At 49.2% G+C, this 25,259-nt stretch carries 22 protein-coding genes and 3 pseudogenes; 11 read left to right on the top strand and 14 right to left on the bottom strand.

Annotated elements, in window-relative coordinates; all coding sequences use genetic code 11:
- Nucleotides 1-233: 233 nt before the first annotated feature.
- Both PAGR_RS13085 and PAGR_RS13080 read right to left on the bottom strand, forming a co-directional pair.
- Nucleotides 234-1,409, bottom strand: a complete 1,176-nt coding sequence (locus PAGR_RS13085; protein WP_014606069.1) for an alginate lyase family protein — start codon at nt 1,407-1,409, stop codon at nt 234-236.
- Nucleotides 1,410-1,749: 340 nt separating this feature from the next.
- Nucleotides 1,750-2,241 (bottom strand): GNAT family N-acetyltransferase, encoded by a 492-nt coding sequence (locus PAGR_RS13080; protein ID WP_014606068.1) that lies wholly within the window; start codon nt 2,239-2,241, stop codon nt 1,750-1,752.
- A 253-nt stretch (nt 2,242-2,494) separates the two neighbouring features.
- Here PAGR_RS13080 and PAGR_RS23205 point away from each other — a divergent pair, with 253 nt between their 5' ends.
- The 4 genes from PAGR_RS23205 to PAGR_RS13070 all read left to right on the top strand — a co-directional run bounded on the left by PAGR_RS23205 (nt 2,495) and on the right by PAGR_RS13070 (nt 4,846).
- Entirely contained in the window at nt 2,495-2,860 is a 366-nt protein-coding gene (locus tag PAGR_RS23205; RefSeq protein ID WP_258170243.1) for a DUF3916 domain-containing protein, read from the top strand.
- The gene (locus PAGR_RS24260) at nt 2,799-3,038 is read left to right on the top strand and encodes a DUF3916 domain-containing protein (protein WP_258165756.1); all 240 of its coding nucleotides are present in this window, start codon (nt 2,799-2,801) and stop codon (nt 3,036-3,038) included. Before PAGR_RS23205 ends, PAGR_RS24260 begins: the two co-directional genes overlap by 62 nt.
- Nucleotides 3,039-3,482: 444 nt before the next feature.
- Entirely contained in the window at nt 3,483-4,106 is a 624-nt protein-coding gene (locus tag PAGR_RS13075; protein ID WP_014606067.1) for an undecaprenyl-diphosphatase, read from the top strand.
- 428 nt (nt 4,107-4,534) lie between these two features.
- Nucleotides 4,535-4,846: a hypothetical protein gene (locus PAGR_RS13070; protein WP_044042375.1), complete on the top strand. Its 312-nt coding sequence runs from the start codon at nt 4,535-4,537 to the stop codon at nt 4,844-4,846.
- Between the two features lie 693 nt (nt 4,847-5,539).
- Here PAGR_RS13070 and PAGR_RS13065 read toward each other — a convergent pair.
- Nucleotides 5,540-6,814, bottom strand: a complete 1,275-nt coding sequence (locus PAGR_RS13065) for an MFS transporter (protein ID WP_014606066.1) — start codon at nt 6,812-6,814, stop codon at nt 5,540-5,542.
- The gene (locus PAGR_RS13060; RefSeq protein ID WP_013025464.1) at nt 6,789-7,859 is read right to left on the bottom strand and encodes an amidohydrolase family protein; all 1,071 of its coding nucleotides are present in this window, start codon (nt 7,857-7,859) and stop codon (nt 6,789-6,791) included. The genes PAGR_RS13065 and PAGR_RS13060 overlap by 26 nt, the downstream gene beginning before the upstream one ends.
- Before the next feature lie 731 nt (nt 7,860-8,590).
- Here PAGR_RS13060 and PAGR_RS13055 point away from each other — a divergent pair.
- Nucleotides 8,591-9,286 (top strand): DJ-1/PfpI family protein, encoded by a 696-nt coding sequence (locus PAGR_RS13055; protein WP_013025465.1) that lies wholly within the window; start codon nt 8,591-8,593, stop codon nt 9,284-9,286.
- 236 nt (nt 9,287-9,522) lie between these two features.
- Here the strand turns inward: PAGR_RS13055 and PAGR_RS13050 are convergent, their stop codons facing one another.
- The gene (locus PAGR_RS13050; RefSeq protein WP_014606065.1) at nt 9,523-10,416 is read right to left on the bottom strand and encodes a dihydrodipicolinate synthase family protein; all 894 of its coding nucleotides are present in this window, start codon (nt 10,414-10,416) and stop codon (nt 9,523-9,525) included.
- Nucleotides 10,417-10,485: 69 nt separating this feature from the next.
- Nucleotides 10,486-10,720, bottom strand: a pseudogene (locus PAGR_RS24155) (hypothetical protein); the annotation flags it as partial.
- 112 nt (nt 10,721-10,832) lie between these two features.
- On the opposite strand from PAGR_RS24155, the pseudogene PAGR_RS24375 reads away from it, so the two are divergent.
- Nucleotides 10,833-11,114, top strand: a pseudogene (locus PAGR_RS24375) (IS30 family transposase); the annotation flags it as partial.
- 79 nt (nt 11,115-11,193) lie between these two features.
- Here PAGR_RS24375 and fhuA read toward each other — a convergent pair.
- On the bottom strand, nt 11,194-13,368 hold the full coding sequence (gene fhuA / locus PAGR_RS13045; protein WP_014606064.1) for a ferrichrome porin FhuA: 2,175 nt from the start codon (nt 13,366-13,368) through the stop codon (nt 11,194-11,196).
- Between the two features lie 851 nt (nt 13,369-14,219).
- Complete coding sequence (locus PAGR_RS13040) at nt 14,220-15,068, bottom strand: AraC family transcriptional regulator (protein ID WP_014593501.1); 849 nt, start codon at nt 15,066-15,068, stop codon at nt 14,220-14,222.
- 215 nt (nt 15,069-15,283) lie between these two features.
- Here PAGR_RS13040 and PAGR_RS13035 point away from each other — a divergent pair, with 215 nt between their 5' ends.
- Nucleotides 15,284-15,664, top strand: coding sequence for a hypothetical protein (locus PAGR_RS13035; protein WP_029569897.1), 381 nt, complete (start codon nt 15,284-15,286; stop codon nt 15,662-15,664).
- Between the two features lie 138 nt (nt 15,665-15,802).
- Here PAGR_RS13035 and PAGR_RS13030 read toward each other — a convergent pair whose 3' ends face one another.
- The 3 genes from PAGR_RS13030 to PAGR_RS13025 all read right to left on the bottom strand — a co-directional run bounded on the left by PAGR_RS13030 (nt 15,803) and on the right by PAGR_RS13025 (nt 18,187).
- Nucleotides 15,803-16,339, bottom strand: coding sequence for an IlvD/Edd family dehydratase (locus PAGR_RS13030; protein WP_258170272.1), 537 nt, complete (start codon nt 16,337-16,339; stop codon nt 15,803-15,805).
- A 12-nt stretch (nt 16,340-16,351) separates the two neighbouring features.
- A complete protein-coding gene (locus PAGR_RS24005) occupies nt 16,352-16,510 on the bottom strand; it encodes a hypothetical protein (RefSeq protein ID WP_019105368.1) in 159 nt (52 codons plus the stop codon).
- 267 nt (nt 16,511-16,777) lie between these two features.
- Entirely contained in the window at nt 16,778-18,187 is a 1,410-nt protein-coding gene (locus tag PAGR_RS13025) for an amidase (protein ID WP_014606061.1), read from the bottom strand.
- A 128-nt stretch (nt 18,188-18,315) separates the two neighbouring features.
- Between PAGR_RS13025 and PAGR_RS13020 the strand changes: the two genes are divergently transcribed.
- A complete protein-coding gene (locus PAGR_RS13020) occupies nt 18,316-18,888 on the top strand; it encodes a TetR/AcrR family transcriptional regulator (protein WP_014593504.1) in 573 nt (190 codons plus the stop codon).
- Between the two features lie 390 nt (nt 18,889-19,278).
- On the opposite strand, the gene PAGR_RS13015 is transcribed toward PAGR_RS13020, so the two are convergent.
- Both PAGR_RS13015 and PAGR_RS13010 read right to left on the bottom strand, forming a co-directional pair.
- Entirely contained in the window at nt 19,279-19,551 is a 273-nt protein-coding gene (locus PAGR_RS13015) for a hypothetical protein (protein ID WP_024471858.1), read from the bottom strand.
- A gap of 630 nt (nt 19,552-20,181) precedes the next feature.
- Nucleotides 20,182-21,834: a methyl-accepting chemotaxis protein gene (locus PAGR_RS13010; RefSeq protein ID WP_014606060.1), complete on the bottom strand. Its 1,653-nt coding sequence runs from the start codon at nt 21,832-21,834 to the stop codon at nt 20,182-20,184.
- Nucleotides 21,835-22,293: 459 nt separating this feature from the next.
- On the opposite strand from PAGR_RS13010, the gene PAGR_RS13005 reads away from it, so the two are divergent.
- Nucleotides 22,294-22,896 carry a site-specific integrase gene (locus PAGR_RS13005; RefSeq protein ID WP_013025475.1) on the top strand — a complete coding sequence of 201 codons (603 nt, stop codon included), beginning with the start codon at nt 22,294-22,296 and terminating at the stop codon, nt 22,894-22,896.
- Between the two features lie 289 nt (nt 22,897-23,185).
- The gene (locus PAGR_RS13000; protein WP_019105543.1) at nt 23,186-23,629 is read left to right on the top strand and encodes a GNAT family N-acetyltransferase; all 444 of its coding nucleotides are present in this window, start codon (nt 23,186-23,188) and stop codon (nt 23,627-23,629) included.
- Nucleotides 23,630-23,907: 278 nt separating this feature from the next.
- Here PAGR_RS13000 and PAGR_RS23200 read toward each other — a convergent pair.
- Nucleotides 23,908-24,114, bottom strand: a pseudogene (locus tag PAGR_RS23200) (steryl acetyl hydrolase); the annotation flags it as partial.
- 317 nt (nt 24,115-24,431) lie between these two features.
- Between PAGR_RS23200 and PAGR_RS12995 the strand changes: the two are divergent.
- Nucleotides 24,432-25,151 carry a hypothetical protein gene (locus PAGR_RS12995; RefSeq protein ID WP_014606059.1) on the top strand — a complete coding sequence of 240 codons (720 nt, stop codon included), beginning with the start codon at nt 24,432-24,434 and terminating at the stop codon, nt 25,149-25,151.
- The last annotated feature ends 108 nt before the right edge of the window (nt 25,152-25,259 follow it).

The following is a 25,259-nucleotide window of genomic DNA, read 5'->3' as shown; positions in this document are numbered from 1 at the left end:
TGCTGCCGTGTTATACACTCCGGATCACCCTGAGCCGTTCTCTCGTTTACTAAGACAAACGCTAAGTAACGTCCGCTCTTGGCACAAAGCGGACGTTCGCAGTTATTCTGAAGCAGGCTGAAGTTTGTCACATTGTCGCGTATTGCTTAACAGGTGGCGGGTCACTGCAGACAATGTAAGTATCTAGGATCGCTTCTCACGGCCAGCTTTATTGCCAAAAAATTAATTAAATATCAGTTAAGGAAAGTTAGGGTGCCATAACCCAGCTGGTCATACCCGCCACTGTTCGGGCCGTAATTACCGCCTCCACCCTCAAGGCCCTCCTTCTCCAGCGCCACCTTTATCTCTGGTGCGCTGAGATGCATAAGCTGTACATAATGTCCGTACAACAATGCCCACACAGGTCTTATTTCTCCACGACCTTTGTCTGAAATAACTGACTGTGCGACGTCACTGTTATGGTAAACAGTATAAGGGACGCTGATTCCTGAATTATATCTGGCTACGTAGCGGGCCGCCCCGAGTAAGCGATTATTATAGGCACCAAACAGGTCATCACCCTGGTTCCAGGCAAGCTGACAGATGGTTCCTGCCAGACCAATGCCGAGCAACGTGTGCGCCTGATCTCGCCCGCTCTCCTGCCACTGGACAAGTCCGTCAGGATAAACTTTCCATGCAGCTTTTCTGAGCGCGCCGTTACCGTTTCCATCAAGATAGTAGTGCCGGGCCTTTTCATAAAAATCTTTTCGGTCTGCATAGATACCAATAGCCATCAGTGAAGCGGTACTAGACAGGTCCCAGTTTGCCCAGTAGTGGTCCGTTTTTGCGCCGTTATGATGCTCAAGAAAGGCGATGTTCATGGGTGCAAACACCGTAACGAGCATATTTCTGATCGCCTTTTGCTGAGAAGCTGAGAAGTCGGATGACCCCCGAAGCGTTTCGGCTGCGACAGCAAGCTGGTAGCCGTAGAGTCCGGCCGCGAGAAATTTATCTGATGTTCCGTCAATGGATCGCAGTTTTTCCGCCCACTGAGTGAGAATATAAACGGCCCGCTTTGCACGTGAGTCGTCTCCGCTCAACCGCCAGTCCAGAGCTAGAGCATATGCGGCCGCAGCGTCATTAAAGAGGAGTGCGTAATTTTCTTTTGGATGGCCTGCCGCCGTGCCCCTGTAAAGAACAGCCACAGGATGAGGCGTATAGTCAGGTGAATCATGCGCATTACTGCGTAATAACGCAAAATCTGAAGACCAGGGTTGATGTCCTTCTTTTACTTCCAGAGCTGTTTTTTTGAAGTCATCAGCCGTGTTTAATGCACCAGGATGGATAAACGAACCATTTTCAGAAAAACACGAAGGTGAAAGTCCAAAAAAGAACATGGCTGTAATAATCGCGTTTTTACTTTTCATCATGTTAGCTCATTTATCCCGATATTTTATCGTACGAAAGTAATACAGCTTAAACCCGCATCTCTTTTGACATGCTACCCCTTAAACTGGTTCCCGCCGAAGTTAGCAACGCGAGCTTATGGCACAATCGCTGGTCAAATCAAAGCCATTAAGCAGCGCAAAACAAACAAGAAGATTGCAACTTTCATCCATATGCAGAATCCAGAAATGGATTACGCAATACCTGAGGGGTTCAGGGGAAGGTGAGATGGTCATTCGTCCGCTTTGAGCGAGGAGCGGACGTCAAAATGATAGCGATAGAGATGTTCTGCCACTTTAAACATAACAACCTGGCGGCGAACCACTATCGATTTATTCCGTTCTTTCCTGGCGCCATTTTAGGAAGCTCTTTAAACATAAAAACACTCAACGGATCTGCTTCATACGGCGGAAATGCATCACATATCTCGTAACCGCATCTGCGATACAGTGCTATCGCTGGTTGCTGGTGAATCCCTGTTTCAAGCCGTAATAAGGGCAAATTTTGTTCCGAAGCAATTATCTCGATTGTACTGACTATCTGCTCTCCCAGCTTTCTGCCCCGGTATTCCGGTCGAATATAAACCCGCTTGATCTCAGCTGAGCCATCTTTCAGAAAGAGTAAAGCACCACAACCTGACGGAATCCCCCCTTCATCACGCACAATGATGCAACGGAGCTGCTCGTCACTTACTGTTGAAAGGTCAAGGCAGTGATTACTTTCTGCAGGATACAATTCGCTCAGAAAGGCATCGAGCTCGCTGACCAGCAAGGCCAGATCAGAATCACTTTTATCTACTTCTGAAATGCTAAACATTCGATACCCTCGATTAATTTTTAGCTAGTGAACCTAACATAATGTTTCATCAGTGACGGCGTCCAATATTTAACATAGAAGTTCGTTTGCAACGTTCGCCTCTGGCACAAGGTGGACAGTCGGCGCTCAAAGTCCGCTATGAGCGAAAAGCGACCATAAGGCGTTTCAACTCGAGAAAGGTGATTTATATTAATGCTTAACGGTTAGCTGCACACAGCCTAAATCATTTGAAAGGGTGAAAATTGAAATACTCATGAGCAGACGGCTTAACAGAGATCATCGAACCAAAGTCAGAAATATTCCACGCCGCTTAAAAGCTCTTAAACGTTGGGCTGATACATTTCATAACCCTCAACGAAGCGTGTTTTCAGAAGATGAGCATTACTGGAATTTCAAAATTCCGGTAGAGATTAATCTTGTTCAGGGAAAGTACAGCACACTTAAAACTAAAGCAGATTGCGCCCAAGCCATGATTAATGCTTGTTCAAATCTTATAACGGCAACTGCTGGTATGAATTACAGCCCCTCGGATTACTGCGGTTATATGCCTTCCGGATATGTTTACAAGCGAAATCTGTCTCTATCGATCAGAAGACTATTACCAAAGCTTTATTACTGAAAACCGTTCTGAAAATGGTGCCTCCGCTTTGATTAAAGAGCGCAGCCTGGCTGCTGAGCGGGGGCTCATTCTTCCAGCTAATGTGCAGGAATTGGGTATTACGCTCGAATACTATGGGAGTGAGGCTCGTGATGAATGGTTCACCGGAGAGCGTTGGTATCATGGACAGCTATTGTGATAGTGCTGTTTTCTATGTTTACTTGAACGTCCGCTTTGGAACAAAACGGGCTAAACCCTAAACGGATGTTCGCTTTGAGCGAGGAGCGGACATTGGTTTAATATCAGAAATGGCATTTTGGGATTGAACCTCGCCATTGTAAGGTCTCTATAAAAGCAAGACTAAAGATCCGCTAAAGCAAATTCTGATTTGGCGAAATCCGCGCGCACCGAAGTTTTACAGAATGGGCCCGACGGGATGGATGCAGAACAGTGCCTGGTGGGGGAAGTGTAATGTCCCTGCTGCAGGGCTCAGTTCGGTGTCATATAATTTTACAGCACCTCCCGAGCAGCATGACTGGCAAATATCCAGTGAGACGACAGACGTAAAAAAGTTGAGTGTTAAGGTTAAATTAATCTTTTATGGTCAATATCTAATCTTAATTTCTCTAAGGTTAGATACGCAATGGATAACATTACTGAAGTTTTCAATCAAAACCTGTTTCTTAAAATTAACGCGCCTGTTGGCACGCCTGACTGGCTGATTGATTTTGCCGTTTTCAGCGCGGAATATCTGATTTTCTTTATACCTGTGATCGTGCTTCTTCACTGGTTCACGGGAAGAAGACGGGAGCGAGAAACGGCCCTATTTGTCGGAATTAGTGGGTTGACAGCGCTGTCAATTAGCATGGTGTGCTCAGTCGTCTATTTCCACCCCCGCCCTTTTATGATGGGGCTTGGTCATTTATGGATCGATCACGTGCCAAACTCCTCATTTCCCAGCGATCACGGCACTCTGTTTTTCAGTGTAGCTTTGGCATTGCTCTTCCGGCGTAGCTGGGTTTTTGGCTCTGTCATGGCTCTGCTTTCACTACTGGTAGCCTGGTCACGTATCTTTCTGGGCGTGCATTTTCCATTCGACATGGGCGGCGCATTTATTGTGGCAGCAACAGTCGTGACCTGGGTGGCGCTTTTCTGGGCATTGAAAGGAGACGTTATCATGTCCGGTTTTGACGCTTTATCAAGGGTGCTTCTCACCAGGTTACCAGCAAAGTTTCATCGACTGCTTAACAGGCACCAACAGCACTGATTAATGCTCTGACAAATTGAAGAAGCAGGTACTTTATGGGCATAAGAGCGTGGAAATTTATTATGGAAATACTGTTATCCGGATCAGTTGATTCTGCATGAGTGTTATAGTCTTTAAAACATGCACAGCTTAAGCTAATAAGGGCACGTTATTTGTGATTTCGGCATTCAAAACTGTCTTAACGATGGCGCTATTAACTTAACCTCACGCTCAGATCTGACATTATACATACTTAAAAAAGCCTGTATCAGTTTATCTCAGATGCGTGAAAACAACAGCGGAAAAAGGATAGCAAATTGATTTCTTTTGCTTGAAAATTTAGTTAAAAAAATCCGCATTACATTTAATTGTAATAATTCAGAGATAAATTATTAATGTCTTAATCCTGTTAATGCTTTTTTTAGGTGGTATCAGACAAAGGAAAAACCATGAGCGAGAAGAGGTATTTAACGAAAGCCGAAGTGGCTGATGTTATTAAAAAACTTGATGAACTTCCTTCCTTGCCCACTCCCGGCATGGATGAGGCCGAAGTCCTGGAGTTGCTTCGACCTTCAGTTACTTTACTAATTAAAGAGAAAGGTTATAGTGCTAAAAACGTTCAGGATGAGCTAGCCAGAATGAACCTTTCATATAAGGAGGAGGAGATAAGCGCCCTCATTCGAAATGAACATGCACTGCATAAAAAGCACAAAGATAATGATAAAAAACATAAGGGGAAGGACAAGAAAGACCATAGATAATGGTTTGATTATAGCTGCCTCATTGCTCTCCTCCCCTTCAATCACTGTTGAAAGGGAGGCATAAGGGGCAAACAATGTTTGCATTTAAAAAATACGCCTCATGGCAGACAGGAAATGACTATTGTTGATGCCGCGTCAGCGGCATGAAGGTGCCTACTGATGCCTGCAGGGTGAACTGGCCTCCCGGCACCGGCACCCGGCGAAGCCGGTTACGTTATGACAGATTCTGCCTGTCGCGCACTTCTCCCTGCTTAGTTAAACCCGCTTTCCGTTTGCTGCTCTTTGCAGTTAAAATCTGCTCATTAAGAGCATTCGGTGACCCAACGCTCATCTGGAGCATCAGGATTGAACAGTCGCTGGAGCCTGTTGGACGACACGGTACTGGCCTCAGCTTTGCGTGCCCGCGTGACCTGCTCCCTGTAAACTAACATACCATGATGCAAGCAACGTCCGCTTCTGGCACAAAGCGGACATCATTTTCAGCAAGAAAAGTAAAAAGCAAAAGCCGGATTAACGCTCTTCCGACAGTCGGCCTGTGGCAGCAAGAGTCGCACGTCATTAGGGTGATGAATTGATCGGAAGCGGTGGGCCCGGAAAGAGGGGTAGCATTGTACGGACCATCGGTTGTCTCTCCGCGCCACTGAATAAAGCACGACCAAAACAGCCGTGCCTTATCAGGCTAAAGGAAAAGGGCTATTGCAGCTTAATGCCTTTCGTTTCGGGTGCCATCCACACGACAACCATCGCGGCGATAAAAGCCACAACGGTAGTCGCCAGCCCTGCGGTAAATCCTCCTATGCTGGCAACATAGCCAATGAGTAGCGGTGCAATAAACCCACCTAAGCGACCGCCGTTATAAGCCAGACCCATTAAAAAGCCGCGTGACTGTGTGTCGCCAATCATTTCGGCAAGGAACGGCCCGGAGCCGGCAAAGATGCCGTTTACACCAAACCCCGCCATAAAGATGGCGGCCATCAGAATCAATGGCTGAGTTGTCGCCAGATACAGGCCGACTGCCACAGCGCCGATAAACAGGTAGAGCAAAAACATGGGTCTGCGTCCCCATTTATCTGCCAGGAGTGAAAACACAAGGAAGCCGGCAATCGCACCTGTTTGTAAGGCCAGTACAAATTTCAGGCTGTGCAGGAAATCAAGATGCTTCACTTCACGAAGATAGGTGGGCGTCCAGGTGAAAACCCCCCAGAACAGATACTGAATGAAAAAGATAAAGGTAAAGGCCAGTAACAGTCCTTTGAGGTTTGTTTTGCCCGACCGCGCCGTTTGGGTCGGTCTGTGAATCCGTTCCCGCTGGCGTGCCAGCCAAACTGGCGATTCAGGCGTGATATACGCAATGACCATCATGATAAAAACCGGCAAGGCGCCAATCATGAAAAGGTATCGCCAGCCACCGTTTTCCAGTTTGCCTGTCATCGCCGTGACCAGTGCCGTCAGCCCAATCGCTAAAATGGCCCCCACCGGCAGTCCCATTTGCATCAGTGCACCACCCTGGGCACGGCGTTCAGGACGCCATGTTTCGGCGATGAGTGCTGCGCCAGAGGTCCACATTCCACCCATTCCCAGTGCCCCGCAAAATCGCAACAAAACAAAGGTTTGTTGATGATGAGAAAAGGCCAGGAGTCCTGAGAAAAGCGAATAGATCGTAATACAAATGAAAGCGGTTCTGACTCGTCCGATTTTGTCGGCGACCATCCCGAACAGAATGCCGCCAATGATCTGTCCGCCAGCCGTGGTGCTGATAAACAGACCCAGTTCAGTTTTGCTGACAGCAAACACCACGCCAAGCACAGGCAATAAAAGCGATAGCAAAAATGAGTCATAGCTTTCAAAAGCCCACCCGAGCCCACCCAACGCGAGCGTTCGTTTTTCTGCCGATGTTTGAGAGAGTGTCAGGTTGGCTTCATTCTGTTCCAGTGGATGAGTCTCATGCGGTCTTGATTTGATATTCATCAGCATTCTCCAGGGAAGATAAGCGATAGCTTAACGCTGCGGTGCGCCAGAAAAGATGTGCTTTTTCCTCGACGGACGCGTGCTCCGCCAACCGTTTGCAGGCGTTCCAGAAAACGCCATAGCTGAACATGCCTTTGTCGACCGGAAAATTGCTTGCAAACATACAGCGCCTGACGCCGAACGTTTCGACCAACGTTTCAAACAGTGGCCGCCAGGCGAGACACAGCGCCCGCGAGTCTGGCGGTGTGGCGCTTTGTGCGAAGGGAAAGCCCATGACAGTCATACCAAAGCCGCTGATCTTCATGCTCACGTTTGGCCGTTCAGCCAGAGCGGTAATGGATTTTTGCCACGCCTGAAAGGCGGTATCCCTTTTGCTGGCATAAGGCCCCGTGCCGAGCGGCCCGCCGCAGTGGTCCACAATGATATGAAGATCGGGCAACGCATCTGCCAGCGCAATAATGTCATCAAGCTGGGTGTGGTAAACCCAGACATCCAGCGAAAGTCCGTTCCGGACAAGGCAGGCTGCGCCTTTGCGAAATGCGGTAGTGGTGGCAAGGCCAGCAGGGGGTGTGACAGGGCTTGATACAACGCGAGGATCACTGTGCCAGGCAAGCGGATTACGCAGCCCTCGTAAACGTCCACCAGAGCGCGCCATCATGAGTTCAATGACGGGTTGCAGGTCATCCTCTGCCAGCAAACTGACACCACCCACTATCGCTTCGCAGCCTGATGCCTTGCCATAATGGCCACTGTCAAACATAGCGGCAGCGCCGCTCGCGAACTCAACCTCACCGACTGGCCTGAAGGTTTCTGGTCCGTTACGGCGCAGCATGGAACGGCACTGCACATAAACCGTCGACAGAACCCGGTGTCCGGACTGCTCAATATCGTGGCTGAAATCAGGAACCAGATAACGTCCTGACTGGCGATCCCATAAGTGATGATGAGCATCGACTATCGCCAGATCGGGCATCAACGCTTTTTCGTGATGCAGTGCCAGCCAGTTTTCTCTGACAGGCAAATGCGGTGCATTAACTGTCTCCATCGCTTCCCCTTATGCTTTTTAACCGCGTCTGTTCTGACGTTGCTTACAGGGCTCAGAAGCCAGGCTGAATGCAACGCAGGGTTTACAGGGTAAAACCGTGTTTTACAGAATGAATCGACTATAAAGTCATTTCCTGAGGGCAAGCCAGTAAAAAGAGAATGTTAATCGTGTAAATAAGGTGTTAATCACAAATAGCCTTTTTTAACACCAAAGTTGTGTTTCAGAGGGACCATCCTTGTGCAAACTGTACGTATCAATCAGTAGAACATGGGCGAAAGCGGACGTTGGCCATTCATATATCTACGATTCTTACGTTGACTTGCTTAGATGGATACCATTAATTCAGAGACTAATTGGCATGCTCTGAGGTTGCGTATTTTGATTTATAACGTTTTTGGGCGGCCTTTTCGCCGCGCTGCTTCAGCGTGGCCAGCAGCTCGAAGGGATGGGGGGCCACCTGGCCTGCACCCCAATAATCACAGCAATGCTGAAATATCAATGTCTGCTCCTGGCACAAAGCGACTATGCGTAGGTGATGTCTGCGATGAGCGAGAATCGGATGTTTTACCCATAAATCATCCTGACATTTGGGTGGGTCATAAATTGCTTAACGCTACGATAATAAAGCTGGGTTAAACATGACATCCATTCGGCGAGCGTCTGTTTTTTACGCAACGATTGCCTTTGGTGAAGGAAAAGCCATTATATCTTTTTAGGTTAAAGGATTTTCTATGCGTGATTCTGCAAGCAAATCAATCGGGCTGCTCCTGTTCCCAGCGCTTACTCAGCTTGATCTTACCGCGCCATATGAAGTTTTCGTCAGGGCACCCAATACAAAGGTTCATCTCATCTGGAAAAACCTGGACCTTGTTGTTTCCGATCGTGGTATGGCTATACAGCCAACGACCACTTTTAACACATGCCCACAACTGGATGTAATTTGTATCCCTGGAGGGCCTGGTCAGATAAACCTAATGGATGATGAAGACGTTCTTTCATTTATCCGTTTCCAAAGTGAAGAAGCAAAGCTGGTGACTTCTGTATGCACTGGTTCGCTGATTCTGGGCGCAGCAGGACTTCTGGATGGATATAAAGCAACGACGCACTGGGCTTCTCTGGACCAACTCGCTCTGTTAGGTGCGGAGCCGGTTAATGAGCGCGTCGTCCGTGACCGTAACCGTATAACCGGCGCAGGTGTCACTTCAGGTATAGATTTTGCGCTCACCGTTGTATCAGAAATGCACGGGAGCAGTATTGCTGAAAATATTCAACTGCATATGGAATATGATCCCGCACCGCCGTTTACCTGTGGCTCGCCCCGAACTGCATCTGAAGAGCAGTTAAAAAAGGCGCGGGAACAAACAGCGCCATTTATTGAAAAGAGGCGACAGGCGACGTTAAAAGCCGCAGCCAGACTACAGAAATAAGGCTTAGCTAAAGAGGGGCCTTTTTCGACTTTCACTCCCCGCGCCTGGCACAAACCGGACATGTCCATCAGGCAACGCCCGCTTTAAACCGGGCAGCGGACATCGCGATCTCACGCTCTGCACGAGTGCTTGAAACCTGCCCGGCCAACGGCGCTCATGATGATAAGGCGCATTATTAAGATTATGCTCCAGCCAGATATGTTGAGGATCGGCGGATAACCGATCCTGTTGGCGCGTTATTTAAGATCCAGATCTGCAATCACACCTGCGACATCGGCAATATCTTCTTTAGACAACGGCAGCAGGGGACGAGGCAGACAGTCTGGATCGGTAAGCCCGAGTATGCCTGCTGCAGCGGCGATTACACGGATGCTTCCCCCATGTTTACGAAACAGCGCCCATAAAGGTTCCAGACGGGTAGTGAAGGCAGTCACGCGTTCATGGTCGTTAACTGCGGCGGCCTGCGTAATTTGTTTGGCGGTTTCCGGAAACAGACCACCGCAAACGGAATACCAGACTTCACAACCGGCATTTAATCCCAGCCCGGCGCTGGCGTCACCGCTGATGCCAATGGTCATGCCAGGACGAAGATGTTGCCGTAATGCATTGACCCGTTCAGCCGCAGCAACGGGATTATCCGATACGCCTGGAATTTTAACTGAGCGAATGCCCTTCAGTGACGACAGCTGCCCGTGCAGTTCATCTGTGAACGTGAAATGCGTGGTCCGTGGGTTGTCATAAACACAAACCGGGACTGAAACATGTCGGGTAACCGTCTCATAAAACGCATAAACCTCTTCATTACGCAGCGGCTGGTAGCTCATCGCCGGAAGCAGCAACGCATCAGCGCCTGCAGACTGTGCATCTTCAGCCAGTTGCAGCACGGCATCGGTGCTCATTGCACCCACGCAAACCATCATGGGGATTTGCCCGGCAATCTGACGGGCGAGCGTTGCGACGCGTTTACGCTGTTCCCTGCTCAAATAGGCATAGCTGCCGGTTGAACCCAGAATACCCAACGAATCGACACCGGCTGCCGTCAGGCGAGCCAGAATCTTAGTCAATCCCTCTTCATCGACACCACGCGCCGTGACAGGTGTTAACGGGAAAGCAGACAAACCGGTAAACATTCAGTTTCTCCAGAGCAGAGTTGAAGGCGTTATTCGCCGATGAGGGTGACGTGACACTGCAGCCGGGCCTTATTTCTTCAGGCCTTCGGTCAGCATCGTCTCCGCGTCATGAAGCTGCTCAGGTGGCATCTGAGGCAGATTTTCCAGAATAAACCACATGTGTTCAGCTTCAACGCTTAAGCGCGTTCTGATTCCCTGCCGCCCGTTGCAGCGACGGCTGGTTAATCGACATTATCGCACCAGACGACTTTACCAGGCGAAGGATATTCCACCGTCAGACCCCTTATTTAATGGTATCAAAGGGGTTATCGTCACTCTGCAGAACGCCATTCCGGCTTGCTTAGGCTGGCTAAAGTCTGGGACAGCAGATCCTAAGGGTGATGCCTCCACTCATCACATAAGCCCTGGAATGAGCTGCTGAGCGTTATAAAATATCAACATGGATTCGGGGAGGTGAAAGGATCAGTCACACCTAATTTACTGTAGCGACAGACATTCGGATTTATTTCTGTGCTCCTCAATCTCCCTGGCAATGCGGCTTAAATGAAAATACGAACAGCGTGTTCAGACAACATTTTCCCTCAGGCACTTGTTTACCGGGTTACCGCCAGTAAAGCGTTTATGGCGTAGCCCGGCCGCTCGACGAGAGGCCGGGAAATCCGCCATACCCTGAATCACCCGCAGAGCGATTCAATTAATGTGTTGCATCCATCGGTGGAACTCGCAGGATAAAAGCCAGTCTGATTCTGGGAAACATTCATTTCAGTACGTGCATTATCAGAACCTGAGCGTAGCCGTTGCCGTAATTTGTCGCTCCGCGCCGTAAAAACACGCCGTCGTGGCGTAACAGCCTGCGACGTAGTTCTTATCAAAAAGATTGTTAACATTTAAGCCAATTGATGAACCCGGCAGATTGAACCTGCTCAGATCGTACTGGATGACGGCATTCCAGATCGTGTAGGGCTTCACTTTAAAGGAGTTAGCGTTATCACCTTCCGTCGACCCGACATAGCGACTTCCCAGCCCTAACGTCAATCCGCTTAACGCCGTTTCATGAAAAGTGTAGTTTCCCCATAATGCCGCCATATTTTTAGGGATCTCAGCTGGGCGATTACCTTCGTATGAGGTGTCTTTGGTATACTCAGCATCCGTGTAGGAATAGCTGCCGATAATATCCACATTTTCTGTCAGTGCTGCTTTCGTCTCCAGTTCTATGCCTCTGGAGCGTAACTCGCCATTTTGCACTGAATATAAAATATGCTCAGGATCTGACGTCAGATTTTTATCTTTTGTTATCTGGAACAGCGATAAGGTGGCGGAAATCAATTTACCGTCAGGTATATATTTGATTCCGGCTTCATACTGTTTGGCGCGAGATGCCCGAAACATTTTCCCTGTATAATCCGCTCCTGCTGTTGGCAGGAAGGATTCACTGTAGCTAATGAAAGGTGAAAGACCATTATCAAACAGGTAGTTCAGACCTCCTCGCCATGTAAATTCATTATCGTCCTGTTTGGAGGCGGAATTGTTATTAAGGCGATTGACGCTGTCTGCTTCAGACCAGTCATAACGACCACCCAATGTTAATAGCCAGTGATTCCATTCAGCCTGATCCTGCAAATAGAGGCCAGTCTGTTCAAGACGATCGACCTGACTCCTGTAACCGAAATATTGTACAGCGGTATTACCATACACAGGATTAACCAGGTTCAGACTGGATGCCAGACCGAGCGCCTGCCAGACATCATTCCGTGTGCGCCGGTAATCTATGCCCATAAGCAGGGTATGGTCTGTGTTACCTGTAGAAAATTTATTTTGCACCTGAGTATCCATCGCGAAGCTCGATAAATGCTCTTTGGCCGCAAGTGCACCCCGGGTTAAAAAAGAAGGATCAAACGGAGAAACACTGCTTCCATAGATGGTTCGGTAATCCATATCTACCGTTCCGTAGCGCAAGTTCTGACGCACAGTCCAGTTGTCATTAATTTGATGCTCAAAGGTATAACCGACTAACTTCTGCTTACGGGAAATTTTGTTATAACCCGGTTCCCCATCATTAAAACTTGTGGGTAATTTTCCACCCGCACCGCTGGTTACCGTGCCGTCTTTCGGTAAATAGCCAAACCATCCTATATTGGGTTCATCGAGGAAACTGCTTAAAAAAGTAAACTGAGTTTTGTCATCGGGGCGCCATGTGAATGACGGCGCTAATGAATAACGCTTTGCTTTTTCACCCGTCTGTTGCTGGTCCTGATCGCTGGCTACACCTGTCAGGCGGTAGGTTAATTTCTCGTCATCATCAACCGCGCCGCCAAAATCAAAGCCCGTCTGGAAAAGATTATGGTTGCCAGTTTTAAACTGCACTTCGCGAATGGTCTGCGGAGTGGGGCGCTTACTGACCAGCGCGATAACACCGCCAGGCTCACTCAGACCATACAGAACAGATGCAGGGCCACGCAGCAATTCAGCACGTTCAAGCATGTAAGGATCGACCTGGAAGGAAGTAAAACTGTCGGCCTGAAGTTTGAGTCCGTCCAGATAAATATTATCCGAGATCTGGCTGAACCCCCGGATATTGACTGAATTAAAGCCGCTTACCGACCCCCGACTGTCAACCATCACATCTGCAGCGTAACGAAAAGCATCTTTCAGCGTCGGTGGGTCTAGCAAATCCATCTCTTCACGCGTAACAACGGTAATGGACTGAGGCGTTTTACGGAGTGGCGTGTCAGTTTTAGTCGCTGTCGCGCTTCGCTTTGCCACCACAGAGCCTACTGGCCCCCAGGCATTTTCTTCCGGGGGAGTCTCCCCCTCGCTTGTTACAGTGAGGGTATTCTGTTTAGTCGCAGCCACGGCGCTGTCTGCTGACAGTGCAGGGAATGACAGTGAACTCATTAATGCACTAAGCATTACTGCACAAGAACGTGGAATCAGAGCTCTTCGAACTTTCATGTCTGTATGTACTCGTCTAGGTTTAATAAAATACATTTCACTGAAACGAATAAGAGCCAGGTTGCTCACGATGTTTTTTTAAACATCAGTATGCTTTTCATAACGTTAAATCGTACCCGAATGGTCGTATCCACGCCTTCCATGACTTCGTTATCAGTCAATGCCACTTACCCTGCGCTGCAGTGAATTCAGCACCTGTTGCCGCTGCAGTACGCTGACTCCCGACATTTCAATCACATAAGACTCATGTAATTAAAAATAAAAATCATTCTCATTTAACAGCGAAAATCTTTTTTCCGATAGCGAAACACAGACATAAAATTTTTCATTTCAGCCAAAAGTTGCCTGTTTTCTTTACATCAGGGTAAAGACAGATTTAACGACAGAAAACGCGGGCACACTCGGGCAATCGTTCCGGACAATTAAGGGATGAGTGCCTGTCAGACAGGCAGCTTAAAAGGGGGGGAATATTAACGTTGCTGCAGAAAAGTCGGTTCTTTTACGCACTGTCGGTAAGGTAATGGCGCTGACAGTGCGAATCTTTTTCGTCTTACGGGCTGCCGGATGATAAGCAATACCCATCCAGGATCGTTCCCCTCAGGTGCTTCAACACTGTCTTGAATTGCGACGGGAGGTATGTTTAAAAAGAAGTCAGAGATGCTGCCGGAATGTTTCTTGGCATTATGGATTGTTATTGCCCGGCGTCTTCCGTCAGCGCCCGCCTCATACCGATAGCATCGCGCAGGGGATGACCGGTTAACGCAAGGCAGCGCTGTCAGTGCAGAAATAAGGGTAACGGCTTTACCGTCTACGAACAGAGCGTGCAATGGATGACGGATCCGGCAGTGCCTTTAATCCAAATAAATTTTGCCGGGCATAATGCCCGAAGCTCCGCCTGTTGCCTTCTCTGTTCTTTCGAAAAGGTAGCGAGCGGGCGGCTTGCCTACTGCTTTTCGAAACATGGTGATGAATCCGCTGGCGTTCTCATAGCCAAGTTCCAGCGCGACTGTCTGAACACTCTCCCCACGGGTTAGCCGTTGAAGTGAAAGGATGACATGTAACTGCCGACGCCAATGACCAAAACTCATTCCGATCTCCTGCAGCATCAGCCGGCTCATGGTTCTTTCACTCATACCGATGCGATGGGCCCATTCGCCCAAAGAGGATTTATCAGCAGGTTCGGCCAGTAGCTTTTCAGCAAGCTGTCGCAGCCTTCGATCGCGTGGCATTGGCAGATGCAAATCTTCTACTGGTGCCGCTGATAATTCATCAAGAAGGGTTGCTATCAAGCGGCTTTCCGGTCCCTCTGTCGGATAAAGCCGCGGTAAACCCGCAGCTTTAAGCAACAACTCGCGCAGGAGTGGGTTTACGGAGAGTGTACAGCAGGTTTTTGGAAGCGCGGGTATCGCCTCAGGTTCAATAAACAGACAGTAACATTCTGTATTTCCAGAACCCCGTGCAGAATGTGGCATGTTGCCCGGTATCCAGACTGCACATTGAGGTGGAACAATCCACATCCCCTCGTCGACCTCACAATTGAGCACACCACGGACTGAATAGAGCAATTGCGACTTACGATGTTGGTGTGTTTCATGTTCCCAGCCATTTGAAATCATGGATGCGCTCAGTGCAAAGATGGGGCGAGGGATACTGTCAATATCAGGCAAAGCAACAGCATTCAGAGAAGATAGCCGGGACATGTATTCAACCTTGGTTTTGAAAGCAGCATTTGGCAATTTTGAATAATATTATGACCAACATTCGCAATGCAGTCTAAAAGGGATTCAGATAATTTCATTTAACAGGGGTGGAGGTTGCCTGGTGCGTTGCGCGTCATGCTGCCGAAGCGGCCATTTTTCAGCGCTGCATCAGGAGAGCTGAAAATCTTAATCAACCGATTCACAGGATTATGACTATGCAAATTGACGATGCCGATTTTCCCGTTGTATGGATAAAAATGAATGCTCCTGGAAAGGATTCGGCTGCCCCCGCATTTAGTGAATTCGAAGCGTTACTGGCTCGCAAAACACCCTTCGTACTGCTTAGCGGTGAAGGCTTTACTGAAAGCAAACATGAGCATTCCGCCGATGAGATGAAGATGACAACCCGCTGGATGAAAGCGCATAAAAATGAATTAAAAACCTTTGTTAAAGCGTCAATCCTGATTGAGCCCAACACTGTAAAAAGGGCTGCAGCCAGACCTTTCGCCATTATTTATGAAAAATTTTGGGGCTATCCTTTATTGATAGCTGCTTCTAAAGAAGAGGCTTTAGCAACCGCAAAAACATTGCTTTAGGTAAAGCAGAAAAGTATCCCAGTAAAAGAGACCACGACGACAACATCGCTATCAAAGTAGGGGCGGGCTATGGCTCCCCGGACTGCTGCTTACTGACATACCTCGACCATTGTCAGTAAACAGCGTTATCCGATACGTTTATCCGGTACACGCGCCCCTGGAAGCCGGCATCGCCAGTTGGGCAAACTTCGCAAGCACACCTCTTGTGTAACGTGGCGCTGGTGGGCTCCAGCGGTCTCTTCTTTCTTGCAGTAGCGCCTCATCGATATTCAGTTGCAGCAGTTGCCGATGGGCCTCAATAGTGATGGCGTCGCCTTCCTCCACCAAGGCAAGGGTTCTGTCTACAAAAGCTTCCGGTGCGATATGACCGACCCCCATTCCCCAGGTGCCACCAGAGAAGCGGCCGTTAGTGATCAGGCCAACGCTCTCTCCCAATCCTTTGCCCACCAGGGCCGCTGTCGGGGAGAGCATTTCGGGCATCCCCGGCCCCCCTTTGGGTCCTAAATATCCCAGCACCAGCACATCACCAGGCTGTATCCGATCCTCAAGGATCGCCTGCTTTGCGCTGGCTTCATCGTCGAATACGCGTGCCGGACCGGTGATAGCGGGCATCTTCAGGCCGCTGATTTTTGCGACCTCCCCGTCAGGGGCCAGATTACCCTTAAGTATTGCCAGGTGGCCTTCTTTTTAGAGGGGGGCCTGAAGCGGCAGGATGACGTTCTGATCAGGCTGCGGTTGTGCTGGAATATCCGCCAGCTCCTCTGCCAGGCTGCGACCGGTGATGGTCAGGCAGTGACCATGCTGACCTCGTTTCAGCAGCGATGGGAATAGCGCTGGTTCCTGCATCGCTAAGAAACCTGCAACGTCACGGCGTGCTTTACCTGCAGTTACAAGGCGAGGTGCCTGACCTCGAAACCGGGGTGGCCTGAAATCAGCAGACATTTCGCCAGCTCTGAAGCGGTTGATCGACAGTGCTTCTGGGTGGGTTGCCGACGGTCATTAGCGGTAATTGCCTGCGCCATGAACGAAATGTGGAACAACGGGTTAAGCTCCATGCTGAGACGTGAGCGACGATCTTAAATGCCCCACGGGGTTCGTGGGGCACGATCCTTGTTACAGTGACGGATGAGAACCTTTCACAGGGCTCACTGCTTCCAGCAGAGAGGCAATATGGAGAATGACGTGCTCATCATGCCATTTGCCGACGATCTGCACGTTAACCGGCAAGCCTTCACGACTCTTACCAAACGGCAACGCTACACCAGGCAACCCTGTGACGTTAAGCGGCACCGTGGCACCTTGCAGATAAGTGGCATCAACGTCCTGACCGTCAATAACAAACCTGTCCACGCCGTGTTTATGCGCCGGGATGGGGAGTACATGCGTGATAAGCGCATCGTAGCGTGAAAAGTATTCCGCGAAGCCGTCACGCAATCGTTCGGCGGCCTGCTCTGCATCAATATAAGCAGACATCGGTGTATCAGGTAACGACAGCATGTTTTTCGCCATTTTATAGATCTCATCAGGCTGGCGACCGGCCGTGGCCGCCGCAAAGGCGGGCTTCATTTCCATGACGTGGAGCCGGTTAAACACATCCAGCGCAAAGTCCTTCTCCAGTGCAGGAATGCCGACATGCTCCACAACGACGCCCGGTGCTTTTAGCGCTTCCGCAGCCGCCTTCACGATGGCGTTAACGTCCGGATCAACCGGCCCAAAGCCCGGGCCGGTCATCCAGCCAATTCGCAGCGGACGCGATGCTACAAACGGCAGCCCGTCAGAATGAACGGGCGCAGCGCTGGAGAATGCGTCGTGACCATCCGGTCCCGAAAGCTGAGAGAATGCCAGGGCAATATCGCGAACTGAGCGGGCCATAGGGCCAACATGCCAGAAGCGGCGGGGCGCACGCGGCCAGATGCCTGTCATGGGCACGCTGCCGTGCGTGGCTTTCATGGAAGTGATGCCGGTCTGCGCCGCAGGGCCTCGTACCGAGATGGCCAAATCCGTGCCCAGTCCCAGCGGAGACATGCCTGCGGCAATCGCGGCAGACTCACCGCCACTGGAGCCGCCGGGCGTCCGGGTCAGGTCCCATGGGTTATTAGAGCGCCCGGACAGCAGGTTGTCGCTTTCAATCCAGTATGAAAATTCCGGCAGGTTCGTCTTAGCCAGCAGGATACCGCCTGCTTTTTTAAGACGCGCCACGCTGGTTGCGTCTTCGTCAGGACGACGGCCTTTGAAAATAGGTGAACCACGCTGAGTCAGCACACCTGCCGTATCGATGGAGTCCTTTACGGTAAAAGGAACGCCGTGAAGCGGGCCCAGTTTCTCACCCTTCATCACGGCAGCTTCGGCAGCGGCGGCCTGCTTCAGGGCATCCTCTGCCACGGTTACAACAGCATTGACGTCCGGGTTAGTGGCGGCAATCCGATCAAGATGCGCTTGGATCACCTCAACGGGAGAAACGTCGCGGTTACGGATCATGCTGGCCAGGTGAGTCGCGTCTGAGTAATAAATTTCTTTGCTCATGATAAATCCTCTTGGTTAATAGTCTACCTAACGGTCGGTAGGTGGACTCTAGTCCTGTAAAATGACGCTGTCAATACCTACCTAACAAATGTTAGAATTGGGGTTCTGGCTTCTGGAGGAGTGACATAATGAGCAAAACATCCCGCGACGAAATTCTGAACGCAGCCCGTCTGGCGGCGCAGGCGCATGGTTATACAGGTTTGAATATCCGCGGACTGGCAGATGAAGTGGGGATTAAAGCGGCAAGCATTTACTATCATTTCCCCAGCAAGGCCGAGCTGGGTGCGGCGGTGGCCCAGCGTTATTGGGAGGATACGGCGCGTGACCTGGACGTACTGAGGGATGCGGAAGGCGATGCGCTCAGGAGTCTGAGCCGCTATCCACAAATATTTCGCCGTTCGCTGGAAAGCGGAAACCGACTTTGTATGGGAAGTTTCATGTCGGCGGAATATGATGATCTGCCTGAACCTGTCAAAGTTGAGGTGCAAAAGTTTGCGGACGTCAATATAGACTGGCTGGCAGGGCAGCTACTGGAAGCGGGGATCACTGCGTCAGAAGACAGCAGAATGCGTGCCGGTGCCATTTTTTCAGCCATCGCCGGCGCACAGCTAATGGCCAGAAGCCGGAACAATATTCAGCTTTTTGATGAACTTATTGAGGGATACAGGTTTGCAGGTCTGCTACCCACAGCTGAGAGATAAAATTCTGAAAAAACGTAACTGACTGGCGCATTGAATAAGGTCAGCCTTTCGTTTATGCAGCTCCGGATATTTATATTGAGAGGAATAACACCGCATCGGGTTTATCTGTTATCCGCGAATTCCCGTGAATGGAGGAGGTTCAAACTCACGACGCCTCTGACCCTCTACAGGTAAACGGGTATCTGGCAAGACCCTGCAAAGAAACCGGTAGGAATGGCCGGGTCGGCAGGGCAGTAACCAGCACGCGACGCCAGCCTTTACTTTGTAAGAGGCTTTACATGCCTCATGCTCCAGTGCCTGAATGAATAGCAGTCTGGATGACGGTACTTTTTATCTATTCCTCTCAGTGCAGACACCGCATCTGTAAACGGTGCCTGCAGCTTTTACGCGTTATGCATTGTCATCGTCGGTGCAACCAAGACCTGAAGAGGGATCATTACAACCCGGATTAATCTCCAGATGGTGATGCCACGCGGCCAGTTTGGTAGCGCTTTCATTAGTGGAGGCGTTTGCTTTTTGAGCGGACATTTCTTTAACTGAATCGGGCCCTAAAGTCGTGCGAGAAGGCAGATCATTTGCGAACGAAACGCCCTGCAGGCCAGCCAGTACGATCGCTGCTAACGCGGCGGTTTTAACTGCGTATTTTATAACAGATACAGGCATAACGATTCCTCTCAGCTTAAGAAAACAGAAGGCTGATTGCCCTGACAGCGCTCAGCGAATTGAGAAACGTAATCACAAAAACTTGTAGGAACACAGCGGGTTGCCTGGAAGGTGAAACCCAGATGCGCCTCGGTTATTCAAAGATTTTTTGATGACAGTTTGATGACGCCTTTAGTTAATTACGGTAAGTAAATATTAATAAGCGGAAGGCATGGCGTCCTGACGAACATGTGATACCTCGTATTTAGGATTAGGATTAAGTTCGGGAGAGCAGGCCGAATGACTCTTTTTTTAGTAAAATGACGTCTCTTTTTCGGTGATCTTCAGTCTGCTTCCTGAACCCTGATAAATTCAGCACAGTTCAGCGCTCTGTTCATCAGAGGCGTTATGCATGTGTGCGTTCATCGGTTGAATTCACAGCTCAAAGCGGACCTTCAGCTCAGTCAGCCTGTCCGCTTTGTGCCAGAAGCGGACTTAGCTGGGATCTGAATGCATTAATGACGTGTAATTTTGTCCGGTTAACATCTTTATGCCTCTGATATTTCTCCGGCGAGCCGGAGAAATTTAACCATTTTATCGAAAGCATTCAGTCTTAACTGCATCACGTCAGCAGCAGGCGTTGTACACCGATCAGAAATGCGTCCAGCTTCCGTCTTCGTCTTCCGCGCGGGTTTTTACAGCTGCGGTTTTAAAACCCGGCTTTACAACCGTGGCGGGCACATGAGCAACGGAAAGCGCAGAAGGGCCACTCAGACTGAACACAGACACAGCCTGTAGAAGCCGTTCCGCCTGCTCCCTGAGGCTTGAAGCAGCGGAGGCCGACTCTTCAACCAGTGCAGCATTCTGCTGTGTCGTCGTGTCCATCTCCGTAACGGCAATGCCTACCTGCTCAATCCCACGAGCCTGCTCGGCACTGGCGGAGTTGATTTCTTCAACAGTGTCTGTGAGCTTTCCTACGGCGGAGAGAATTCCTGACATCGTTTCAGACGCGTGAATCACCAGTGCATTACCCTGTCCCACAGTATCAGCATTGGCTGCAATCAGCTGCCGAATCTCACCCGCAGCCGAAGCGCTTCTCTGTGCCAGTGACCTGACCTCGCTTGCCACCACCGCAAATCCCCGGCCGTGCTCGCCGGCACGGGCCGCTTCCACTGCGGCGTTCAGCGCCAGAATGTTGGTCTGAAAAGCTATGCCGTCAATGACGGCGGTGATTTCAGCGATACGGCCGGAGCTTTCGCTGATAGATTTCATTGTGCCGGTAATGGCCGTGGTGGCCTCGTTGCCTTTATTTGCCACGTCCCGAACGCTTACAGCAAGCTGGCCGGCCTGACGGGCATTGTCTGCGTTGTTTTTTACCGTCACGCCGAGCTGCGTCATGGTCGCTGATGTTTGTTCAAGGGCACTGGCCTGCTCCTCGGTACGCTGCGACAGGTCTGTGTTGCCCTGGGCAATCTGGGTACTGGCGGATGCCACGCTTTCTGCATTGCTTCTCACGAGGCTGACCGTGTTAATCAGCGAAGCCTGCATGTCACTGATGGCAGACAGCAGTATGCCTGTTTCGTCTTTACGATCTGCAGTGACGGTACCAGTAAGGTCGCCGCGCGCCACCCGGCGGGCGGCCTCAACGGCCACATTAAGTGGCCGCGTGATACTCCGGGTGATAACCCAGGCAGATACCGCGGCCAGCAACAGCGCAACCACGCCGGCAACAACTAACATCATCAGCGCACCCGAACGGTCGGCGCGAGCCTGCGCAGCGGCAGAGCTCATTCGGGCCTCCTGGAAGGTCTGCATCTCTTTCAGCGACGCCATAAAGTCTCCCTGAGTCTGGTAACGGGGGCCAAACAGGAGTTGGGTGGCATCATCGCTTTTTCCCTGTTGGGCAAGTGCCACCACCTCATCAATGAAAGGCAGAAAAAGTTCTGCACGGGCCTTGAGGCGGGTGAAAATTTCGCTTCCCTGGGGCGTATTCACCTGCTTACCAATAAGACTGAGAAGACTGTCAACTTCATGTCTTTCGCCGCGATAATCGCTGATGGCTTTTTCCCTTTTTGCAACGTCTTTAAGGAGAATCGCATTACGCGCAAGCCGGCTCATATCTGATGTGTAGTAACGGATCGACAGAGAAGTGGAGGCTTTGGTGTAAAGACTTCCTGATATGTCATCATTGGCATTACCGAGAGCATTAATTTTTACGATGCCGATGAGCACCATAAACATAACAAGGAGCGCCATAAACCCGAAGGTGATACCGAGACGCACTCCGATTCTAATGTTGTTCATATTTATTCCTGGTGTAGGCGTCAGCATTCATGCATGGTGCTGACGAAATATACTTCCCTTAAAGGAAAGATAAGTAATGTGTACAGAGCCGCATGATTTGATTGCGGTGAATGTTTTATCGGCAATTTTCAGAAAAGGTTCATGAGGCAAGGTGGAGGTCAGATGAGTACATCAAGGAAGCAATCCACTCATTGCGAAGGGCAAGCACGGGGTTGTGCACTCCAACAGAAGCCTTCTCAAGAAGGAAACTTCAGAAAGAATAATACAGGCAGCTCAGATCCAACTCTCATTTTATTGGTGCAAGTCCTGCGTTTCCGTAAATGGATCACCTGCAGAGAGAAGTCTCATTTTTGGCAATGGGCTCTAAACTCTGGCCGTTGATCGGATAGCCTGAATGACCGTTTCTCGCTCATGAGGGACAGCCATACTCAGATCACCCACATTTCAGGAGATTTGAGTATGAACACATCACCGTGGAACAAAGACCGTATCATCGGCCAAAAAAGACCACTTCAGATATCTCATATCTGGGGGATCCGAATCAGGCTTGAACTGGAAGGTAAAACGCGCGATTTGGCTCTGTTCAATATGGCCCTGGATAGTAAGCTTCGAGGCTGTGATCTGGTAAAACTCAAAGTATCTGATGTTGCATATGGTAGCTCTGTTTCAAGCAGAGCTACGGTGCTACAACAGAAAACCGGCAGCCCTGTCCAATTTGAGATAACCAAAGGGACAAGAGAGGCTGTTTCTGCATTGATAAAGCTTGGCAATTTACGCAGTAAAGACTACCTGTTCCGATCTCGGGTCGGTATTAACCAACACATATCACCCCGGCAATACAACCGAATTTTTCATGGGTGGGTAGCAAAAATTGGTCTCGAAGATTCTCTTTACAGTACACATTCCATGAGAAGAACAAAACCTTACCTGATCTACAAGAAAACTAAGAATCTTCGTGTGATTCAACTCCTGTTAGGTCATAAGAAACTGGAAAGCACGGTCCGTTATCTGGGTATTGAAGTCGATGATGCGTTAGAGATTCCTGAATCGATTGAAGTCTAAGTTTGTCAGGGCTGCAACAGCAGCCCTGTGCCAGAAGCGGACATTTACGTATGAGGTAAGCATTCTGTCACCATGAGTTTTCCAGATTCATTTTCATCCTTGCGCAAGATGTGATGTATGGTTTGAACCTGGTAAGCTGATTTTCGACTGAATGTGATTTTGCTAACATGAAACGCCATTGCGTTTGTGAGAGGTAACAGTGATTCACTTAAGACAGGCTCAGCACAGTGATGCCGATGCAATAGCACATCTACACACCGCCGGATGGAGAGATACCTACACGAAAGTGATGTCTGCGGATTTCCTTGAAAATCAGGCGCAGAAAGATCGACTTTCACACTGGCGCTCAGCACTGAATCAGAGCAATGAAAGCGAAACAGTGTTTGTAGCTGAATATGATGGAAAGGTTGAAGGCTTCATATGTATTAAGCTCCACTATGACGCGCAGTGGGGCTGTTATATAGACAGCCTGCATGTAAGCTCTTCACTACGTGGTCACGGTGTAGGAAAACAACTTCTCTGTCGCGCAGCCGAATGGGTCAAGAGCAGGGATGATGAGTCACCGCTCTATTTATGGGTGTTTGAAGATAACACCCAGGCAACAGCTTTTTATCAGCGCCTCGGGGGCACCATTGTGGAGAGAACATTATCCGATATGCCTTCATCAGATCATGCCCCGGTATTCAGAATCAGCTGGAAAAATGCCGGTCAGCTTCTGGTATCTGCTTGCTGAAAAATTAGCCAATGCCTTTTCTCTCTAAAATCGACACCGCTTTCGGCCTGCTTACCGATTACCTGTTCAGTTAGTGTAAGGAACGAACGGGCAATTTTATGTCTTGATCGGTTCCCGTTAACCCCAACACGGCTGTGTAAGTAAAATTTCCACCTGCTGTGAACACCCCAAACGGCCGCTCCTCGCTCAAAGCGGACATCGGTTTGTTCGTGATGCCGTCATGAACTAAAAGCTGAAGTAACCAGCAATAGTCTGAGTTTAGCAACGGGGAGCAGGTCAGCTAATATGTTGAGAAAACCGACGTTACAAAGAGGATCAATCCACTCACGGGTAATGGCTGACAAACCGCTATGAGTAAGATCTGCCCAGGTTGAAATAGCCACTGCCGCAGCGGGGAGCAGATTAACTGCGTCACGCGCCTTACGCATCATTGTAACGACAATCAAACCACCCGCTGAATCACCTACCAGAACCAGATTTTTGGCATCTATATCATTGAGTGTAAACATCAACAGAACACAAAAGGATGGGCTGAATGATGCGTGTGACAGGCCACCTTACACTGGTGTTTATCCTGAAATAATCAGTTATGATTTCATCAAAGAATTTCCATCGGGTTAGCGACACTGCTGTACTCATTCTGGTTCAGCGGTTCAGCGGTTCAGCGGTTCAGCGGTTCAGTCCGTGTCAGACGTTTTTTAACCGGCATGGCTACTCCCGGTGGCAACAATATTGCCGGTGGCTACGAGCAAAGCAGATACAGGCAACTCACTAGTGAGTGAACATTTACAGGATCGCTGTTATGAATATTGCAGGACGTCTTTTATTTCCTCTTTGCTGTCTTTACAGCTCATATTCATGTGCGGAAAACTGGTTTCTGCCATGCGCTGAAGCGTTGGATAAGCCAGGATTCAGCTTATTGAAAAAATATGTTGAATCCAGAAGCGGGTCGACAGCCTCTATTCCAGAGAAGAACGATACCTGTTTCAGACTAAACAATTATCAGTTTTTAGTTAATGAGAACACTGAGGGGATTTATTTTTATGATGCTAAAAGAAGCACCTATGGTAAAGATATTCCAGGATTGCGCATGTATACGGAAATCAAACAGGAGTTTACCGGTGGAAACCACAAACACTACGCGCTGATATATTCATCAAATACCAATTTCAGATACAGTGACTTGTATCAGAAGTACGAGATTTTAAGTCTGATCGCCGGTAACAGTGAAAAACCCTACACCCGTTATGCGTTATTTGACTGGTATGAAGATCCGAGTTCCGGACTGTGTGGTACGACTGAGCCTGTTTCTGATGATAAATCTGCCAGTAGTGAAGTCAGTAATAAAAAAATACCTTTTGAATATGATGTATCGAAACCCAGGATTATTAATCAGAATAATGCTGATGTTGCAATATATTTTCATGTAAAGGAACAAAACTGCACAACATCAGCAATCAGAGAGTATGACAAGAAATTCATAATAATTAATGGATTATTTAAGGATGAGAGTGTCCGTTGAGAGATGTAAGAAATATGCATCTTCAGATGTCTGAAATATGAATATCCAAGACTTTCGTAGTCATTTTCATTGCGACGGGATAAATTCTAATGTCTCCTTCTCGCTCAT

The sequence above is a fragment of the Pantoea ananatis PA13 genome, from assembly GCF_000233595.1.
Classification (GTDB): Bacteria; Pseudomonadota; Gammaproteobacteria; order Enterobacterales; family Enterobacteriaceae; genus Pantoea; species Pantoea ananatis.
The sequence above is the reverse complement of the archived record's forward strand: the minus strand, read 5'-3'. Positions and strand labels throughout refer to the sequence as shown.